This is a genomic window from Mycobacterium sp. HM-7 (assembly GCF_053852335.1).
In genome coordinates this window covers 4,349,798-4,367,386 of sequence record NZ_CM132657.1, presented here as the reverse complement: position 1 = coordinate 4,367,386, position 17,589 = coordinate 4,349,798, and the positions used below count along the sequence as shown (strand labels likewise).

Sequence of the window (17,589 nt, the reverse complement as noted above, 5' to 3'; positions counted from 1 at the left end):
AGAGGCAAAACACCCATCGGAGATCACAGCTTTATCGCGATCTGGTGACACCATGGACGCCATGAGGCAACGCATTCTGGTCGTCGACGACGACCCATCTCTGGCCGAGATGCTCACCATCGTGCTGCGGGGTGAAGGCTTCGACACCGCCGTCATCGGTGACGGCAGCCAGGCGCTGACTGCGGTCCGCGAGCTGCGCCCGGATCTGGTGCTGTTGGACCTGATGCTGCCTGGAATGAATGGCATCGACGTGTGCCGCGTGCTGCGGGCCGACTCGGGTGTGCCGATCGTCATGCTGACCGCCAAGACCGACACGGTCGACGTGGTGCTCGGGCTGGAGTCCGGCGCCGACGACTACGTCATGAAGCCCTTCAAGCCGAAGGAACTGGTCGCGCGGGTGCGGGCGCGGTTGCGCCGCAACGACGACGAGCCGGCAGAGATGCTGTCCATCGCCGACGTCGACATCGACGTGCCGGCCCACAAGGTGACCCGGCAGGGTGAGCAGATTTCGCTGACGCCGCTGGAATTCGACCTGCTCGTCGCCCTCGCCCGCAAGCCCCGCCAGGTGTTTACTCGTGACGTGCTGCTCGAACAGGTGTGGGGCTACCGTCACCCGGCAGACACCCGCCTGGTGAACGTCCACGTGCAGCGGTTGCGGGCCAAGGTCGAGAAGGACCCGGAGAACCCGCAGGTGGTGCTGACCGTTCGAGGAGTGGGATACAAGGCCGGACCGCCGTGATCCGACGGTGATCTGGGGATCCCGACGGCGTATCCGTGGCGGTTTCGGCTCGGGCGCTTTCGTGCGCGGGTTGGGCGCTGTCGGCCGAGTGGTCGGCTACGCCTGGCGTCGCTCACTACAACTGCGTGTGGTGTCTCTGACGCTGGGGTTGTCCCTTGCCGTCATCCTCGTGCTGGGCTTCGTGCTGACCAGTCAGATCACCGACCGCATCCTCGAAGCCAAGGTTCGCGCCGGCACCGAGGAGATGGAGCACGCCCGCACCACGGTCAGCGGCATCGTCGGTGGCGAGGAGACGCGCTCGCTCAACAGCAGCCTGCAGCTGGCGCGCAACACCCTCATCGACCGCAAGGTCGACTCGGGCTCACGACTGGCCGGCGCGTTTGACGCCGTGCTCGTGGTGCCCGGTGACGGTCCGCGTGCGGCCACCTCGGCCGGCCCGGTGGGAGAGATCCCGAACTCGTTGCGGGACTTCGTCAAAGCCGGTCAGGTCAGTTACCAGTACGCCACGGTGCACACCGATGGCTTCTCGGGTCCCGCGCTGATCGTCGGCAGCCCGACGTCGTCGCAGGTCACCAACCTCGAGCTGTACCTGATCTTTCCGCTGAGCAACGAAGAGAGCACCATCGCGCTGGTGCGCGGCACCATGGCCACCGGTGGCATCGTGCTGCTGGGCCTGCTTGCGGCCATCGCGCTGTTGGTGGCCCGCCAGATCGTGCTGCCGGTGCGGTCGGCGTCGCGCATCGCCGAACGATTCGCCGAAGGGCATCTCACCGAGCGCATGCCCGTGCGTGGTGAGGACGACATGGCGCGCCTGGCAGTGTCGTTCAACGACATGGCCGAGAGCCTGCACAAGCAGATCACCCAGCTCGAAGAGTTCGGAAACCTGCAGCGCCGCTTCACCTCTGACGTCAGCCACGAGCTGCGGACGCCACTCACCACGGTCCGCATGGCCGCCGACCTGATCTACGACCACAGCGAGGAACTCGACCCGGCGCTGCGGCGCTCGACGGAGTTGATGGTCAACGAACTCGACCGCTTCGAGACGCTGCTGGCCGACCTGCTGGAAATCTCCCGGCACGACGCCGGTGTGGCCGAGCTGTCGGTGGAGTCGGTCGACCTGCGCGACACCGTGCAGAGCGCGCTCGACAACGTCGGGCACCTGGCGGACGACGCCAATATCAAACTCGCCGTGCACCTTCCGGACGAGGCCGTCATCGCCGAAGTGGATCCGCGCCGCGTCGAGCGCATCCTGCGCAACCTCATCGCCAACGCGATCGACCATGCTGAGAAGAAGCCCGTTCAGATCAAGATGGCCGCCGACGTGGATACCGTGGCGGTGACGGTCCGCGATTTCGGCGTGGGTCTGCGACCGGGCGAGGAGAAGATGGTGTTCAGCCGGTTCTGGCGCTCTGACCCCTCGCGGGTGCGTCGCTCCGGCGGCACCGGCCTGGGCCTGGCCATCAGTATCGAGGATGCCCGCCTGCACCAGGGGCGGCTGGAGGCCTGGGGCGAGCCCGGCCACGGCGCTTGCTTCCGGCTCACGCTGCCGCTGGTACGCGGCCACAAGGTCACCACGAGTCCGCTGCCGCTCAAACCCACTGGGCCCAAATCGGTCACCGCCCTCTCGGCCGGGGAACTGCCCGCGGCGGAGACGTCGTGAAAGGCACCTTGGCGGTCTGCGCGGTGCTGCTGCTGGTGCTGACAGGGTGCGCCGGTGTGCCGAGTTCGTCCGCGCCACAAGCCGTGGGCACCGTCGACCGGCCGGCGCCGCGCAATCTGCCGACACCGTCGCCCGGCATGGACCCGGACCTGCTGCTGCGCGAATTCCTCAAGGCCACCGCCGATCCCGCGAACCGGCACCTGGCAGCACGTCAATTCCTCACCGAATCGGCCTCCCGATCCTGGGACGACGCCGGCAGCGCCCTGCTGATCGACCGCGTCGTTTTCGTGGAAACCCGTGGCACGGACAAGGTTTCGGTGACCATGCATGCCGACATCCTGGGCTCGCTGTCGGATGTCGGGGTGTTCGAGACGGGGGAGGGCGCGCTGCCCGATCCTGGTCCCATCGACCTGGTGAAGACGCCGCGCGGCTGGCGGATCGACAAGCTGCCCAACGGGGTTTTCCTGGACTGGCAGCAGTTCCAGTCCACCTATAAGCGGGACACGCTGTACTTCGTCGACCCGACCGGCAAGACCGTCGTACCCGACCCGCGCTACGTCGCGGTCTCCGATCCCGACCAGCTGGCGACCGAACTCGTCACCAAGCTGCTGTCCGGGCCACGGCCCGAGATGGCCAGCAGCGTGCGGAATCTGATGGCTGCGCCGTTGCGGCTGCGGGGCCCGGTTACCCGCGCCGACGGCGGCAAGACCGGTGTCGGACGCGGGTATGGCGGCGCCCGCATCGACCTCGAGAGCCTGTCGACCACCGACCCGCACAGCCGGCAATTGCTTGCCGCACAGATCATCTGGACGTTGTTCCGGGCCGGAGTCAACGGCCCGTACGTGATCAGCGCCGACGGCGCCGCTCTCGATGATCGTTTTGCCGAAGGCTGGAACACCTCCGACGTCGCGGCGACCGACCCGGGTGCCGACCCGGGTGCCGCGGCCGGGCTGCACGCCCTGGCCGGGGGTTCGCTGGTGTCGCTGGAAGGTGACAATGCGCCGCGGGTCGCCGGTGCGTTCGGCCAATTGCCCGGGCAGACGTCAGCCGCCCTGTCACGCAGTGGGCAGGAGGTCGCCTCGGTCGTGACGTTGCGGCCCGGTGCGCCGGACATGGCGCAGTCGCTGTGGGTGGGGCCCATCAACGGTGACGCCGGGCAAGCACTCGACGCGCACACCCTGACGCGCCCCAGTTGGTCACTCGACGACGCCATCTGGATCGTGGTCGACGGCATCAACGTCGTGCGGGCGATCCAGGAGGCGGCGTCCGGCCAACCCGCCCGCATCCCCGTCGACTCGTCGGCCGTGGCCACCAAATTCCCCGGCCCGATCAGCGCACTGCAGCTGTCCCGGGACGCCACCCGCGCCGCCATGGTGATCAACGGCCAGGTGATCCTGGCCAGCGTCGAGCAGCGTGAGGGCGGCCAGCTCGCGCTCACGTACCCACGCCGGCTCGGTTTCGGTCTGGGCAACACGGCGCTGTCGCTGTCCTGGCGCACCGGCGACGACATCGTGGTGACCCGCACCGACGGCGCGCATCCCGTCTCGTACGTCAACCTCGACGGCGTGAACTCCGACGGTCCCACCCGGAACCTGGTCGTTCCGGTTTCGACCGTGGCGGCCAACACCTCGACGGTGTACCTCGCCGACCAGCGCGGGATTCTGCAGCTGTCGGGCTCGGCAGCCGACAACAATCTGATGTGGACCGATATCCGGCCGCTGATGGTCGCCGGCGCGCTGCCGGTGCTGCCTGGGTGATCGTTCAGTCGAAGATGTCGGTTCCCGTGTCGTGGGCTGGTGGTGGGTTCACGACGGGGTGGCGGTTGCGGAATTCTGCGGACATTTGGCTGGCGATGTATGCGGTGGGTGTGGTCGCCGGCGCGGTGATGATGTGGCTGTCGTCGGTGATGTAGTAGATCGTTGGTGTCTCGGTGGTGGGGTTGAGGCGCCATCCGTCGCGTAGTCGTTCGGGCGTGAGTCCGGAGGTTGGGTAGCTGGGGTCGTGTACGGCGAGGTGAGCGGAGACGGTGGCGACGGCGTCTTTTCCGGGGAGGAAGGGACTGTCGAGCGGCGACGGGAAATAGAAGATTTCGTCGGCTTTCGGTACGGCTACCCCTGCGCCTGTCACGTCCCGAACCGGCTTCAAGTAGCCACCGACTTGGTGGTACGGGACGATCGCCATGGTGAGACGGGCGGCCTCCTGAATGTCGATGGTGGCCCAGACGTCACCTTGGCCCAGAACCTCGGTGTTCGGGAACTGCGCGATCTCCTTGAGTGTTGGGTGTGGCGGCTCGGGCATAGTGCGCTTTATCCGACGTCCGCCATCGAGGCTGAGTCGCAGGCGTGGCCCGTCAATTCGCCGGATTGAGTATGGGTCGCCCTTGTACCAGCAACTCGTGATCGCACGGTATAGAGCCCCGACGTCATTAGCGGGCACGCGCTTGTGGGCGATCGCCTGAACAAACTGATCGCGGTCATCCTTGTGCTCGAACCCTTCAGGCACAGGTTCTCCCGGGGGAACGAATAATGTGACTTGCGAAGCGTTGACGTCACAGCGGAAAGCTTGGCCCTGATAAATGCAGTAATAGCTACGGGCTAGTAGTTGTGTGCCGTCCAGAGCGAGCCGGGGTTGTGGCGTTTGGGTCGGATTGCCGAAGAGTTCATCGATGACGGCGCTGACCTGTTCGGGGCTGACAGTGGGTGGGGTGAAGTTGCGTTGGTGCAAGTACGCGAGGAATTCGGCTCCCGGGGAGAGCCCGTAGTTGCGGACGTAGTAACTGACTTCGTCGTCCCAGCGCCAGGTGCCGTCGGTGCGTTTGGTCAATGGAACTCGGGCTGCGGGCGGGTTGAGCCAGGGGTCGATGGCCCGTGCGGTGGTGCGTGCCACGACCGCACCCGCGTCGAGATAGTCGGCGACCCGTACGGCGTCCTCGCGTGAGAGCCGGGGGAGCGAAGCGTCGGGCGAAACTCCATCTGGCGCACCGGGATCGGGCCGGGACACTGATAAGGCTTTTGTCACCTACATGTCTCCTTCGGCCTGGTCATTCGCCGATGATTCTCGGCGTTTACGGCTTTCCCTCATGAATTGTGATTCGGTTGCGCGGTTCCCGAGTATGAGGTGCTTGGGTAGGTACGGCGTTTCGACGGTAATCGCCGTGCCCATGTCGTGGGCGATGCACGCCATTGCCAGCGGGCCCCACGCGATGAATCCTTCGACGTCTCGGCGCCGGTCGGCGGTTTTCGACCAGTATTTCTTGTGGTCTTCGACTGCTCGAGCCAACCGGGCGTTGAATTCTTCGGCGTTGCCCTGGGTGACGAAATACAGCAATTCGATCGGCGGGTACAGCAATAGCAAGAGCAGTTCTGGTTTGGCAATCTCCACGCGTTCCGGGTCTGCGCCCTCCATTGCGGTGATGATCGCTCGAACAACGTCCTCGTCGCGGTGGAAGAACTTCTGAAAAGCGTTCACCCAGTCGTAGATATACTCGTCGTACACCGCACCGGAGGCTCGTAGTGTCTCGACGGGGGTGGCGCAGAGCGTCATTATGCGGTCATGTCGGCGGCAGACGATCGCGAAGTACATTGCAGCGAGCCATTTTCCGGCTGTCGCGCTTGAGTTCGGACCGGTGCCGACGGTGGTGACCTTGTCGTCGAAGCCGATCGTCAACTCGATCTTGCGGTCTTTGTTGTTTGCGTTGAGGAACATGGCTGAGCCGGCCTGCATCGCCATCCACGTTGCATCCCAGATGCGTAGCAGTGCCGCGTCGGGGTCGTCGACCGATGAATAGGCCGCGATCCAGCTTGAATAGCTAAAGAGCCGCTCCGTCAATCGAGGTTTTGATTCGATCAGACCTCGGGTGAAATCGATATCTTCGACGAGTTCTTGGATTCTCTCTTCAATGTCATCCAGGTCGATCTGGTGCCGAGTTATCACTACCATTGCAATTTCACTCGCCCCGTTCTAGTCCAACGCGAATCGGTCCATGCGGAATCCGCCGTACTCGGCGCCATCTGGCGTGATATCTACCCGTGCCCTTACCAAATAGTAATCGAGCCGATCGGTTTGCAGTGCCGCGTCCAGATCACGCGCCATTTGTCGTCCTTCCGGCCCATGGTTCCTCATTGCATCGATGACACTCACGGCATACTCGCGATGTCCTTGCTGGTAGCTGACCCCGTCGAACCCTAGGCGTGTGCCGAGGTGTCCGCTGGGCCCTTTGGCCTCCACGACGACGACACGTGTTTCGCCGCTCTCACGGTCCAGAACTTCGTAGACGTGGTCGAAAGTGCCTGGGCCCTTTAGTTCTTCGTGTAATGGTGTCACGTCGAACTGGCTGCCGGGGAACGTGTTCTCCATGGCGTGGGTGGCCGCGTGCTCGCCCAACGCCTCACCGGCGGCGGTCTGCTCGGTGAACGCGGCCTGACGCTCACTGATCGCCGCCGGGGACGCCTCACCACCGCCGGCTCGCTCCGCCTGGTAAGCGGCATCCGCGGTGACAACGTGTTCGCGCGCAGCTTCGCGTCGGTCGATCAGCTCTTGCGCGGCGTGGCGTTCTTGTGGATTGGCCTCATGGACCAGCGTCTCGCCGTCGGCGAAGGTGGCGCGCTCGTAGCCGTCGGGCACGGCGACCGGGGCGCCGCCTTCGTCGCGGCGGATGAGGGGTACCTGGTCACCGTCGAAGTCGAGTTGGTTCTCGTTTCTGCGCCGGTATTCCGGTTCGGCGGATGTGCTGCCCTCACGCAACGAATCCCGAGTGCGCACCTCGTCGTAATACTTGTCCCGATAGCGTGGATCGTCGACCTTTTCCTGCAGCCCAGCCAGTGGGTGCCGCCCCTCCAAGCCATCGATCGGATGGTCGGGAATCTCCCGCCCGGCGCGGCTCTGTGGGTCCGCGCCCTCGGCGCTCTCGCCGGCGTGATGAGTGTCTGCCTGGACGTGCTGCGGTCCTGGCGAGTCGAGTACCCGCCGTGTGGTGCCGTCAGGTTCGAATTGGTGCCAACTGCCATCGGGTGGGATCCGCGGCACACGTTCGCCGTCGGGGCCGCGGTCGAAACCGGTGACCACTGGTTGGCGCCCATCGGGGTAGCTCCATACCGGCCGGTCCGGCGCAGTGACCCGCACTCCGAGTTCGCGGGCAAGGTCAGCGGCGAACGAATGGTTTCCACTGCCGGTGTCACAGGACATCAGTCGGATTGGCGTCTGCCCGTCCCATCCGCTGTGGCGAATCACATCGGCGAAATCGTGCGGCGAGAGCCGATGCTGATTACCGGCGCCGTCGTACACCGAGACGCTGTGGTGATCGCCGTGTACGTCGACGGTGAACTCGCCGGGGAATCTCGGAACATCGCCGGCCGCAGACCGCATGTGTGCATCCGCTGGATCGAAGAATGCGGCGCCCGCGGGTGTCTCGAAAGTGTAGTGCCGGAACGCATCTGAGGCGCCGGCGCTGGAATGTCGATCAGGTGGGGGCCCGGTGTCGCCCAGTTCGGGACCGCGGTGTGTGGCGTCGGGCGGTTCTGGGTGTGGCCCATGCTGTGTGGAATCCGGGAAGACCCAGTCGCCGCCCTTGTGCTGCGGCCAGCCATCGACGACGTGATCGTCTGGGGCCTTGGCAGGTACCCAGTTGTCCTCGTCCGCCAGACGCGCCACCGTGTGTCGCGATCCGTCGGCATCGATGCGGACCAACTCCGCACCCGGAGCCCACTGGCCGTCGATCAGCTGGTATTCCGGGTTGAGCCCATGGCCGGCGCCCGTGTAGCCGGTGCCAGTATGCGGAGGGTCGCCAAAGCGTAGGTCCCTGGTGTAAGGGTCAACGATGCCGAGGTGATCGGTAATCCGACCGTTAGGCACTCGGAGTTCCCCGGTGGCTACTCGTCCCTCGACAACGTAAGCGTGATCAGTGGTAGTGAATACCTCGTAGGGCGACCCGTCTCCATAGTCCAGCCGCAAGGCGTGCAAAAGATCTGACGGAGTACGAAGTCTCGTTGCGTCGGAGGCGACCGAAACACACCCACCCGCACTATTGGCTCTGTACTCGCCGCCGCCGCCGAAACTCGAGCCAGGGTTGGCGATCTGGTCAAGAATCGACTTGACGGCTCCTTCGCCAACGACCTTCTGGATGGTGTCATTGGGGCCAGGGTGCGGATGGGCCATCCGCGCCTCGTACATCACCTGAAGTTGCTCGCGAGTGAAATGTTCGGCCAGATGTTCGCGGCCGACGACCGCGGCTGTTCGTTGCCAATCGATGAACTCGTCGAGGGTCACCCCGTGCCGGTCGAGTACCGGTGTGACCGCATCAACCGGGTCGGGGCGCGGAGCATCAGGTCCGTCGCCGGCATGGTTGGGTGCGGCGCTCGGGGCATGGTCCTCCGGGTGCGGACCCGTCGGTGCGGTCTGAGGGTGCTCGGCGGCGGGTCGTGAATGTTCGGCCGCGGGCCGTAGATTCTCCGCGCCCTGACCGGTGCGGGGGCCCGAATCATGATCAGGCTCTCTCGGGCCCGAGGGTCGCTGAGGTTGCTCGGAGCCAGGCTGCGTGCGCTCGGGAGCATGTGATTCTCCCTGCACCGCAGCGGGTTTCACCGGCGGGCTGGGATTGGTGTCGCGGGCCGGGCCGGCAGCATCGCGTTCGGTTGGCCGCTGCGGCGGCGGGTTCTTCGCGGTCGCGTCGCGTGGTGTCGGGGTCCCCGCGGGTCTCTCCGTGTTGGGGGTGGGAGTGTGACTACTGGTCGGGTTCGCGCTGTGGCCACCGGGTGCGTGGTGGCCGACGGGGCCCATGGGGCCGCCCATGTTCATCGCGTTGGCCAGCGAGTTGGTGGAGGCGTTGGTGTCAGTGTCACGGTGAGCAGGAACATCGGTCACGTGCGACGGCGCGGTGTGGTCGGTGCGGTGCGCACCGTCGGTGGTGGGCGAGTGGTGAGTGCTGGAATGATCTGTGGGGGAATGCGTTTCGTCACTACCGGGATGCTCGCCACTACCGGGATGCTCGCCACTGCCGGAGTGGCGCTCGGCGCCGGAGGTGTGATCACCGGAGCGAGTGTCGGCATCACCGCGGTGGCTGGTGTCGCTCGGCGCGTGTCCGCCAGTGTCGCGGGAGTCGGCGGTGTCGTGGTTGCCCCGCTGATCGTTGGCCGGCGAATTGTTGCTCTGATCGTGTGTGCTTGTGTCCGTCGAGTTCTGCGGCGAATGCTGCGATTGCGATGGCCCAGAAGACGAATCAGATGGAGCGTGGGCAGCGGCGGGCGGTTCACTCGATCGCGGCCCGTCGGAGCTGGGACCGCTACTCGATTGCGGCCCGTCGCCGGAATGTGTTGGCCCACCTGAGGACTGAGGACCCTCGTGACGCGACGGCCCTGAATCGGCGGGTCCCGACGTGCGCTCCGGTGGGCCGGAATGCTGTCCAGGTCCGTCCCCGCCGGGCCGTACCGGGGTGTGGTCAGGACCGGGTGGGTCCGGCGGCCCACCCAGCCCGCGCGGTGTACCCCCAGGTGAGTCGCCGATCGTGGGAGGCCTTGGGGCGTCACCGATCTCGGGCATCGCTCCGGCGTCAAAGCGTGGGGGCTGGGTATGGCTGCCGAGATCGCTGAGGCCTTCTAGACCGTCGTGGTCCCCGGCATCAACCGAACCGCGGCCGCGAGATCCGAACTTGGCGAGGTCGGACAGCTTGCGTTCCCCGCTGGCCAGATCTTTGGCGAGCTTTGCACCTTTGGCCACCGATCCGGTCTTGCTGAGCGCGCCGCCGGGCACGAACAACGACCCGATGTTGAAGCCTGCTTCACCCAACGCGCGCCCGGGATGATCGCCCGACCATTTGTCCCACGCGACAAACTGTTTCCCCATGGCGATGAGCACGTCGTCGGTCTTGGACGGATCTTTGGCGATCATCGTGGCGACGTCGTACATCCCTTTCCAGGTGTCGAAATCACCCAGCGACACCAGCCCTGAGACGGTCCCGACCAGCCCTGATATCAGGCCGACCTGCACATCGGTGTAGAACTTGATCCCTTCGGCCAACGCGCCGCCGATGTCCTCGCCGAACGCGGCGATCAGCACCGGGCGGATCAGTTTCTGGAACTCATCGGCCGCTTCGCCGAGCAGTGTGATCGCCTCGCTCAGCAGTCCGGTGACCGCCTTGACGTTCCGCTGGAAGTAATTCCAAAACGCCTTGATGTCGTTGGCGACCTCCCGCACAAGTTTCATGCCGTCACCGGTGAGGATGTCTTTTGCGGCATCGAACAGGCCGTCCAGGGATAGCCGGTCCAGAATGCTGCGGATCGCGTTCTGGGTTTCCTGCACCCCATTGGCGTAATCGTCGACCAACTTGGCAACGTCGCCGGAAACCTGCGTCAAGTAGGCGATGTTGTTGCCGAGCTTGGTGAGCTCGTCCTGCATCTTCCCGGACTCGTCGATGTGTTGGCCGCCGACCACGGCCTTCGGCGCGGCGAGCATGGAATCGAAGACTTTGAACCCATTGGTGAAGTTGTGCCATTGCGCGGCCGTGACTTTCATCAACCCGGCATGACCGTTCGGCCACATCGACGTCGGCAAGAACAAGGTGATCAACGACCACTTCGGCGGTGGCGGAACCAGCAAGTTCTGTGGCACCCGCGCGGCGTCGCCAGGGTGAGATTCCTGTGGCGCGGGGCCGAGTCCTCCCGACGGCCCTGCCCCACCTATGGTGGATGCCGCATCAGCATCGCGGTAGTTGTGGCCCGAGGCCATCAGCCGGTAGCCGACACTTTTGAATGCGTTCGCCGCGCCGGCCAACGCGTTGGTGAATTCCTGGCTTTGCCGCCCATATTGCACGCCGACGTTGAACCCAGCGAGGTCGATCCCCGAGGCCAAGCCTTCGGCGACCATGGGCTTGACCGCCTCCGACAGCGCGCCCAACTGCTCGCCGGCAGCCAGCACAATTTGGCCCGCGGCGATCAGCGCATCGGGTTCAACTTCAATGCGGCCGGGCACTGCACACCCCCCCAGTCCGCTACTGCTTCCACATCTCTCCGTTTTGAGCGACGGCGCTGTTGTAGTTCTTCTTCGCTCCGGCCAGAACGTCCTTCAACTTCGTCAGCTGCTCGTTCATCAGGCGAGCGCCGTCTTCCCACTGCAGCTGGAACTGGGCCTGGGCGTCCGAGGCCTCGCCATGCCAGGTGGCGTGCAACACCGCCATCGCCTGGTCGACGTCCTCCAAGACTTCCTGGACGGTTTTCCCGAACTGCTCCAAATGTGTGATCGCGCCCTCCATTGCCGCGAAATCGACGACAAGCACGCTCACACCTCCCGGTCGTCAGCGGGTCGTGTCTGCGGCCGGGCTGGAAGTGGTCCAGTGGGTGCTGCGACATCGGACGGGCCATCGACGGGAGCCTTCAATCCCGGTTGCTCTACCGATGGCCCTGCCGCGCCATCGGTTTCGCTGTCGCGGTCCTCCTCGGCCTTCTCCTTCTCGTCTTTGTCCCTGCCGTCTTCGTCTTTGGCGGTCTTGCCCTCGTCGACAACATCCTTGCCGGCGGGATCCGCGCCACCTTGTTGGCCTTGCGCCGCAGCCTGCGTCGAGGTCTGCACGATCCCGGTCGCCAACTGGGCGGCCTGTCCGACGGCCTGGGACAACCCTTCGCCCAACTGGCCGACCTGTCCCAGCGCCCCGACCATCTGCTGGGCCAGACTCGCCAACTGCTCGGCTCCACCGGCTCCGCCGGACTGGGCCGCACCGGCACCCGAACCCGAGCCCGCGGTGGAGCCAGAAGGTGAGCTACTGCCAAGACCAGCACCGCCGGCAGCACTGCCCCCGCCGCTGCCTGCGCCTCCCATCGTCGAGTTCAGCGCACCCGCACTGTCCGAGTCGGTCTTGGCGTATTCCTTGCCTGCCAGCGACAACATGTCACCCATCGACTGCAAACCGCGCACAACCTGGCCCGCCCCGTTGTGCCAGCCGTCCCATGCTGTCCCGAAAGCCGTTGCCGCGCCGCCCTTCCAGCCCGATCCCAACAACTGCGTGGTTTCCAAATCCACGCTGGAAAGCCCGTCCTGCAGTTGTTGCGCCGCGTCTTTGAACCGTGCCGAGGCAGCCGCCAACGCCGACACCTCAACTTCGAGCCGCCCCATCTGCCCCCCATTCAGTTGATTCCCAGGATATGGCCAGAATCGGGGACGCACCGACGCCAACTGGTGTCGTACCCCCGAGTCATGCTGACGCCATGCTCGACCTGGTCCTGCCCATCGAATGTGGTGGTTGTGGCGCGCCGGCAACCCGCTGGTGTCCGGCCTGCGCGGCCGAACTGACCGTCCGCCCCGACGAGCCGCACGTGGTCACGCCGCGTGAAGACCCGGGCGTGCCGGTGTTCGCGCTCGGGCGTTATGCCGGAGCACGTAGGCGGGCCGTCGTCGGGCTCAAAGAACACGGCCGTACCGATCTCGTCGCGCCACTGGCCGACGCGGTCACCGCGGCCCTGCGAACTCTGCTCGCCTGGGGCCTGATCGTGCCGCCGCTGACGGTGGTGCCCGCGCCAACCAGATCTCTGGCGGCACGAAAGCGCGGCGGCGACCCCGTCGCGAAGATCGCCCGCGCCGCGGCCGCGGGACTGCCCGGAATCACGGTCGAGCCGGCGCTGGCCATGCGGGCCTTCACCCGCGACTCGGTCGGCCTCTCCAGTGCACAAAGACAACGCAACGTCCGCGGCCGGGTCCGGCAGCGGACTCCGGTGCGTGGGGAGACGGTGGTGTTCGACGATGTGGTGACCACGGGTGCGACGGCGGCCGAGGCGGTTCGGGTCCTGCAAACATCCGGAGCACAGGTTTCGGCTGTGCTCGCGATAGCACACGCTTGAGCTTCGCGAGGGGAGGACACGGCTCGCGAACTACCTACATCAACTCGATATGAAGATCTCAAAACCGGTATGCGAAATCGGTGGCACGACTAGGTGAACTCGGACTACCGTCGGCTGCAACCACCCGTGAAGCCTCACGGCGGTACCGACATATTCACTCGGTGCCAAATCGCTGACAGCGGTAGGAGGTGAGTACTCAACACCTTGCGCCGGGCTGCGGCGACTTGCAGACCCGCTCGGCGCGTAGTTCAGACCGTGTGCAAGAAGAGCCACACGTGCACTGCGAGAGAGAAGCGAGTTGCTAAGCATGTCAACCCAATCCGTGGATTCTGCCCGCTCGACCATGTTTGCCGACGACACCGAGGCTGCGCCGGAACCGCACGCCGACGTCGTCGTCAAAGGCCGTAACGTCGAAGTCCCCGAACATTTCCGCATCTACGTTTCCGAGAAGCTCTCCAGGTTGGAGCGCTTCGATCGCACCATCTATCTGTTCGACGTCGAACTCGACCACGAGAAGAACCGGCGCCAGCGCAAGAACTGCCAGCACGTCGAGATCACCGCCCGCGGCCGTGGACCGGTCGTGCGTGGCGAGGGCTGCGCGGACAGCTTCTACGCCGCCCTCGAATCGGCCGTCGGCAAACTCGAGAACCGGCTCAGGCGCAGCAAGGACCGCCGCAAGATTCACTATGGCGACAAGACCCCGGTGGGGCTCGCCGAGGCGACGTCCATCGTGCCGCCCGAGGACTTGCCCGCGGAGCCGGGCCAGGCGGCGTCCGCTGACCTCGATGACCATGTTCCCGGTCAGGTGGTCCGCGTCAAGGAACACCCTGCCAACCCGATGACGGTCGACGACGCGCTCTACGAGATGGAGCTCGTCGGGCACGATTTCTTCCTATTTCACGACAAGGAGAGCGACCGGCCGACCGTGGTCTACCGCAGACACGCCTATGACTACGGATTGATCCGCCTGTCCTGACGTCCAGCAGATACAGCGATGCGCCCCCGGCCGAACCGCCGGGGGCGCACTCTTATCTGCCGATTCCGCCGGTCACCTACGATGGTCACGTCTAACCCGCCGACGTATAACCGTTCCAGACCCACAGGGGAAAAGCGTGCTGTCGAAGTTGCTCCGCATCGGTGAAGGCCGCATGGTCAAGCGCCTGCAAAAGGTCGCCGACTATGTCAACACCTTGTCCGATGACGTCGAGAAGCTGTCGGACGACGAGCTGCGCGGCAAGACCGAAGAGTTCAAGAAGCGCATCGCCGGTGGCGAGTCGCTCGACGACCTGCTGCCCGAGGCCTTCGCCGTCGCCCGCGAGGCGGCCTGGCGCGTGCTGGACCAGCGCCACTTCGACGTCCAGGTGATGGGCGGCGCCGCGCTGCACTACGGAAACGTCGCCGAGATGAAGACCGGTGAGGGCAAGACCCTGACCTGTGTGCTCCCGGCCTACCTCAACGCACTCGCGGGCAAGGGTGTACACGTCGTCACCGTCAACGACTACCTGGCCAAGCGCGACAGTGAGTGGATGGGCCGTGTGCACCGCTTCCTCGGCCTGGAGGTCGGGGTGATCCTGTCGCAGCTCACGCCGGAGGAGCGTCGCGCCGCGTACAACGCCGACATCACCTACGGCACCAACAACGAGTTCGGCTTCGACTACCTGCGCGACAACATGGCGCACTCGACCGACGACATGGTCCAGCGGGGTCACAACTTCGCGATCGTCGACGAGGTCGACTCGATCCTCATCGACGAGGCCCGAACCCCGCTGATCATCTCCGGCCCCGCCGACGGCGCGTCGAACTGGTACACCGAGTTCGCGCGCATCGCGCCGCTCATGGAGAAGGACGTCCACTACGAGGTCGACATCCGCAAGCGCACCATCGGTGTGCACGAAGCCGGTGTGGAGTTCGTGGAGAACCAGCTCGGCATCGACAACCTCTACGAGGCCGCCAACTCGCCGCTGGTGAGCTACTTGAACAACGCCATCAAGGCCAAGGAACTGTTCCAGCGCGACAAGGACTACATCGTCCGCGACGGCGAGGTCGTGATCGTCGACGAGTTCACCGGCCGCGTGCTGGTCGGCCGCCGGTACAACGAGGGCATGCACCAGGCCATCGAGGCCAAGGAGCACGTCGAGATCAAGGCCGAGAACCAGACCCTGGCCACCATCACGCTGCAGAACTACTTCCGCCTCTACGAGAAGTTGTCCGGCATGACCGGTACCGCCGAGACCGAGGCCGCTGAGCTGCACGAGATCTACAAGCTCGGTGTGGTGCAGATCCCCACCAACCGGTCCATGATCCGCCAGGACCAGTCCGACCTGATCTACAAGACCGAAGAGGCCAAGTACATCGCCGTCGTCGACGACGTGCAGGAGCGGTACGAGAAGGGCCAGCCGGTCCTGATCGGTACCACCAGCGTGGAGCGGTCCGAGTACCTGTCCAAGCAGTTCACCAAGCGCCGCATCCCGCACAACGTGCTCAACGCCAAGTACCACGAGCAGGAGGCGAGCATCATCGCCGAGGCGGGCCGGCTGAAGGCCGTCACGGTCGCCACCAACATGGCCGGCCGCGGTACCGACATCGTGTTGGGCGGCAACGTCGACTTCATCGCCGACGCACGCCTGCGCAAGCGCGGTCTGGACCCGGTCGAGACCCCCGAGGAGTATGAAGCGGCGTGGCACGAGGAGCTGCCGAAGGTCAAGCAGCTCGTCGAGGAAGAGGCCAAGAAGGTCCGCGAGGTCGGTGGCCTCTACGTGCTGGGCACCGAACGCCACGAGTCCCGTCGTATCGACAACCAGCTTCGCGGCCGCTCCGGCCGTCAGGGAGACCCGGGTGAGTCGCGATTCTTCCTGTCACTGTCCGACGAACTGATGCGTCGCTTCAACGGTGCCACCCTCGAGGCGCTGCTGACCCGGCTGAACCTGCCGGATGACGTGCCGATCGAGGCCAAGATGGTGACCCGCGCGATCAAGAGCGCACAGACCCAGGTCGAAGGGCAGAACTTCGAGGTCCGCAAGAACGTCCTCAAGTACGACGAGGTGATGAACCAGCAGCGCAAGGTCATCTACCGCGAGCGCAAGATGATCCTGGAGGGTGAGGACGTTCAGGACACGGCGCACAAGATGCTGGTGGATGTCATCACCGCGTACGTCGACGGCGCCACCGCCGAGGGATACGCGGAGGACTGGGACCTGGCCAAGCTGTGGGAGGCGCTCAAGACGCTGTACCCGGTGGGCCTGGACTACCACAGCCTGATCGACTCCGACGCGGTCGGCGAGCCCGGTGAGCTGACCCAGGATGAGCTGCGCGAGGCGCTGATCGCCGACGCCGAAAAGGCCTACGCCAAGCGTGAAGCCGACCTGGAGGCCATCGCGGGCCCCGGCGCCATGCGCCAGCTGGAGCGCAGCGTGCTGCTGAACGTCATCGACCGCAAGTGGCGCGAGCACCTCTACGAGATGGACTACCTCAAGGAGGGCATCGGCCTGCGCGCCATGGCGCAGCGCGACCCGCTGGTCGAGTACCAGCGCGAGGGCTTCGACATGTTCACGGGCATGCTCGAAGGGCTGAAGGAAGAGTCTGTCGGCTTCCTGTTCAACGTGCAGGTCGAGGCGCAGCAGTCGCCGCAGGTGGCTCCGGTCGCCGCGCCGCAGGGGCTGGCGCAGTTCGCCGCCGAGGCCGAGCAGAACGCCGCTGAAGAGCAGGCCGCACCGGCAGCGTTGCGCGCCAAGGGAATTGACAACAAGGCGCCGGCCATGACCTACAGCGGCCCCGCTGAGGACGGGTCCGCGGAGGTTCGTCGCGAGGGTGGCCGGCACGCGGCCGGCGCGGGCACCCGGCGGGAGCGTCGCGAGGCCGCGCGCAAGCAGAAGAAGCGCTAGCCCAGCTGCAGGGCCACGAATTGCCAACGCCCGCCGATGATTTCGATGCGCCCGGCGGCGGCGTGCAGTCGTGGCCCGCGGCTGAAGGTGGCGAACACCTCGATCGCCGTGGCCAGCCCGTCCCGTTCGCGGGCGGTGCGTAGCCGTACGCGCCGCAACACGCCCGCGCCGTCGGCCCGGGTGCGGCGGGGCCATGACGACATCGCGTCGAACAACGTGGCGGTGACCAGCGGACGCAACTGCGCCGCCGGCCGGCGACGGTCGCTGACCTCCAGGACCCGGCGCAGCGCGGTATCGGCGAACACCAGTGCGGCTGTGGGCGGGGCGACCTCGAGTTGGTGATCGACAGCCGATCCGGGGACCGGACCGGCCACCACGTGCAGCCGGGCGAGGGCACGCACCGTCGCGTCCGTCTCGAGCGGCGGCGGCTCGTAGTCGACGATCGGCGCCGTCAGATCGAGGTCGATGCGGGTCGATGCGGTCATGAAA

The 17,589-nt window shown here is 65.7% G+C and carries 12 protein-coding genes; 6 read left to right on the top strand and 6 right to left on the bottom strand.

All coding sequences use genetic code 11. The features are described 5' to 3' along the window. Window positions 1-52: 52 nt before the first annotated feature. From mtrA to lpqB, 3 genes are read left to right on the top strand one after another with little or no spacing between them, the layout of a single operon-like run. The gene (gene mtrA, locus ACWW1C_RS20985; protein WP_020102929.1) at window positions 53-739 is read left to right on the top strand and encodes a two-component system response regulator MtrA; all 687 of its coding nucleotides are present in this window, start codon (window positions 53-55) and stop codon (window positions 737-739) included. A gap of 7 nt (window positions 740-746) precedes the next feature. Beyond that, window positions 747-2,399 carry an MtrAB system histidine kinase MtrB gene (gene mtrB / locus ACWW1C_RS20980; RefSeq protein ID WP_455980063.1) on the top strand — a complete coding sequence of 551 codons (1,653 nt, stop codon included), beginning with the start codon at window positions 747-749 and terminating at the stop codon, window positions 2,397-2,399. A gap of 8 nt (window positions 2,400-2,407) precedes the next feature. After that, window positions 2,408-4,156, top strand: coding sequence for an MtrAB system accessory lipoprotein LpqB (gene lpqB / locus ACWW1C_RS20975; RefSeq protein WP_455984376.1), 1,749 nt, complete (start codon window positions 2,408-2,410; stop codon window positions 4,154-4,156). A gap of 4 nt (window positions 4,157-4,160) precedes the next feature. On the opposite strand, the gene ACWW1C_RS20970 is transcribed toward lpqB, so the two are convergent. The 5 genes from ACWW1C_RS20970 to ACWW1C_RS20950 all read right to left on the bottom strand — a co-directional run bounded on the left by ACWW1C_RS20970 (window position 4,161) and on the right by ACWW1C_RS20950 (window position 12,497). Next, window positions 4,161-5,285 carry a hypothetical protein gene (locus ACWW1C_RS20970; RefSeq protein WP_455980062.1) on the bottom strand — a complete coding sequence of 375 codons (1,125 nt, stop codon included), beginning with the start codon at window positions 5,283-5,285 and terminating at the stop codon, window positions 4,161-4,163. Between the two features lie 132 nt (window positions 5,286-5,417). Then, complete coding sequence (locus tag ACWW1C_RS20965) at window positions 5,418-6,338, bottom strand: immunity 49 family protein (protein WP_455980061.1); 921 nt, start codon at window positions 6,336-6,338, stop codon at window positions 5,418-5,420. A 21-nt stretch (window positions 6,339-6,359) separates the two neighbouring features. Next, the gene (locus ACWW1C_RS20960; RefSeq protein ID WP_455980060.1) at window positions 6,360-11,360 is read right to left on the bottom strand and encodes a hypothetical protein; all 5,001 of its coding nucleotides are present in this window, start codon (window positions 11,358-11,360) and stop codon (window positions 6,360-6,362) included. Between the two features lie 19 nt (window positions 11,361-11,379). Next, window positions 11,380-11,664: a WXG100 family type VII secretion target gene (locus tag ACWW1C_RS20955; RefSeq protein WP_455980059.1), complete on the bottom strand. Its 285-nt coding sequence runs from the start codon at window positions 11,662-11,664 to the stop codon at window positions 11,380-11,382. Between the two features lie 2 nt (window positions 11,665-11,666). After that, a complete protein-coding gene (locus ACWW1C_RS20950; RefSeq protein ID WP_455980058.1) occupies window positions 11,667-12,497 on the bottom strand; it encodes a WXG100 family type VII secretion target in 831 nt (276 codons plus the stop codon). Between the two features lie 92 nt (window positions 12,498-12,589). Here ACWW1C_RS20950 and ACWW1C_RS20945 point away from each other — a divergent pair, with 92 nt between their 5' ends. The 3 genes from ACWW1C_RS20945 to secA all read left to right on the top strand — a co-directional run bounded on the left by ACWW1C_RS20945 (window position 12,590) and on the right by secA (window position 17,100). Further along, window positions 12,590-13,219, top strand: a complete 630-nt coding sequence (locus ACWW1C_RS20945; protein WP_455980057.1) for a ComF family protein — start codon at window positions 12,590-12,592, stop codon at window positions 13,217-13,219. A 343-nt stretch (window positions 13,220-13,562) separates the two neighbouring features. Next, window positions 13,563-14,195 carry a ribosome hibernation-promoting factor, HPF/YfiA family gene (hpf, locus tag ACWW1C_RS20940; RefSeq protein WP_455984375.1) on the top strand — a complete coding sequence of 211 codons (633 nt, stop codon included), beginning with the start codon at window positions 13,563-13,565 and terminating at the stop codon, window positions 14,193-14,195. 136 nt (window positions 14,196-14,331) lie between these two features. Continuing rightward, entirely contained in the window at window positions 14,332-17,100 is a 2,769-nt protein-coding gene (gene secA / locus ACWW1C_RS20935; protein ID WP_455980056.1) for a preprotein translocase subunit SecA, read from the top strand. On the opposite strand, the gene ACWW1C_RS20930 is transcribed toward secA, so the two are convergent. Then, on the bottom strand, window positions 17,097-17,585 hold the full coding sequence (locus ACWW1C_RS20930; RefSeq protein WP_455980055.1) for an Rv3235 family protein: 489 nt from the start codon (window positions 17,583-17,585) through the stop codon (window positions 17,097-17,099). The genes secA and ACWW1C_RS20930 overlap by 4 nt on opposite strands. Between the last annotated feature and the right edge of the window lie 4 nt (window positions 17,586-17,589).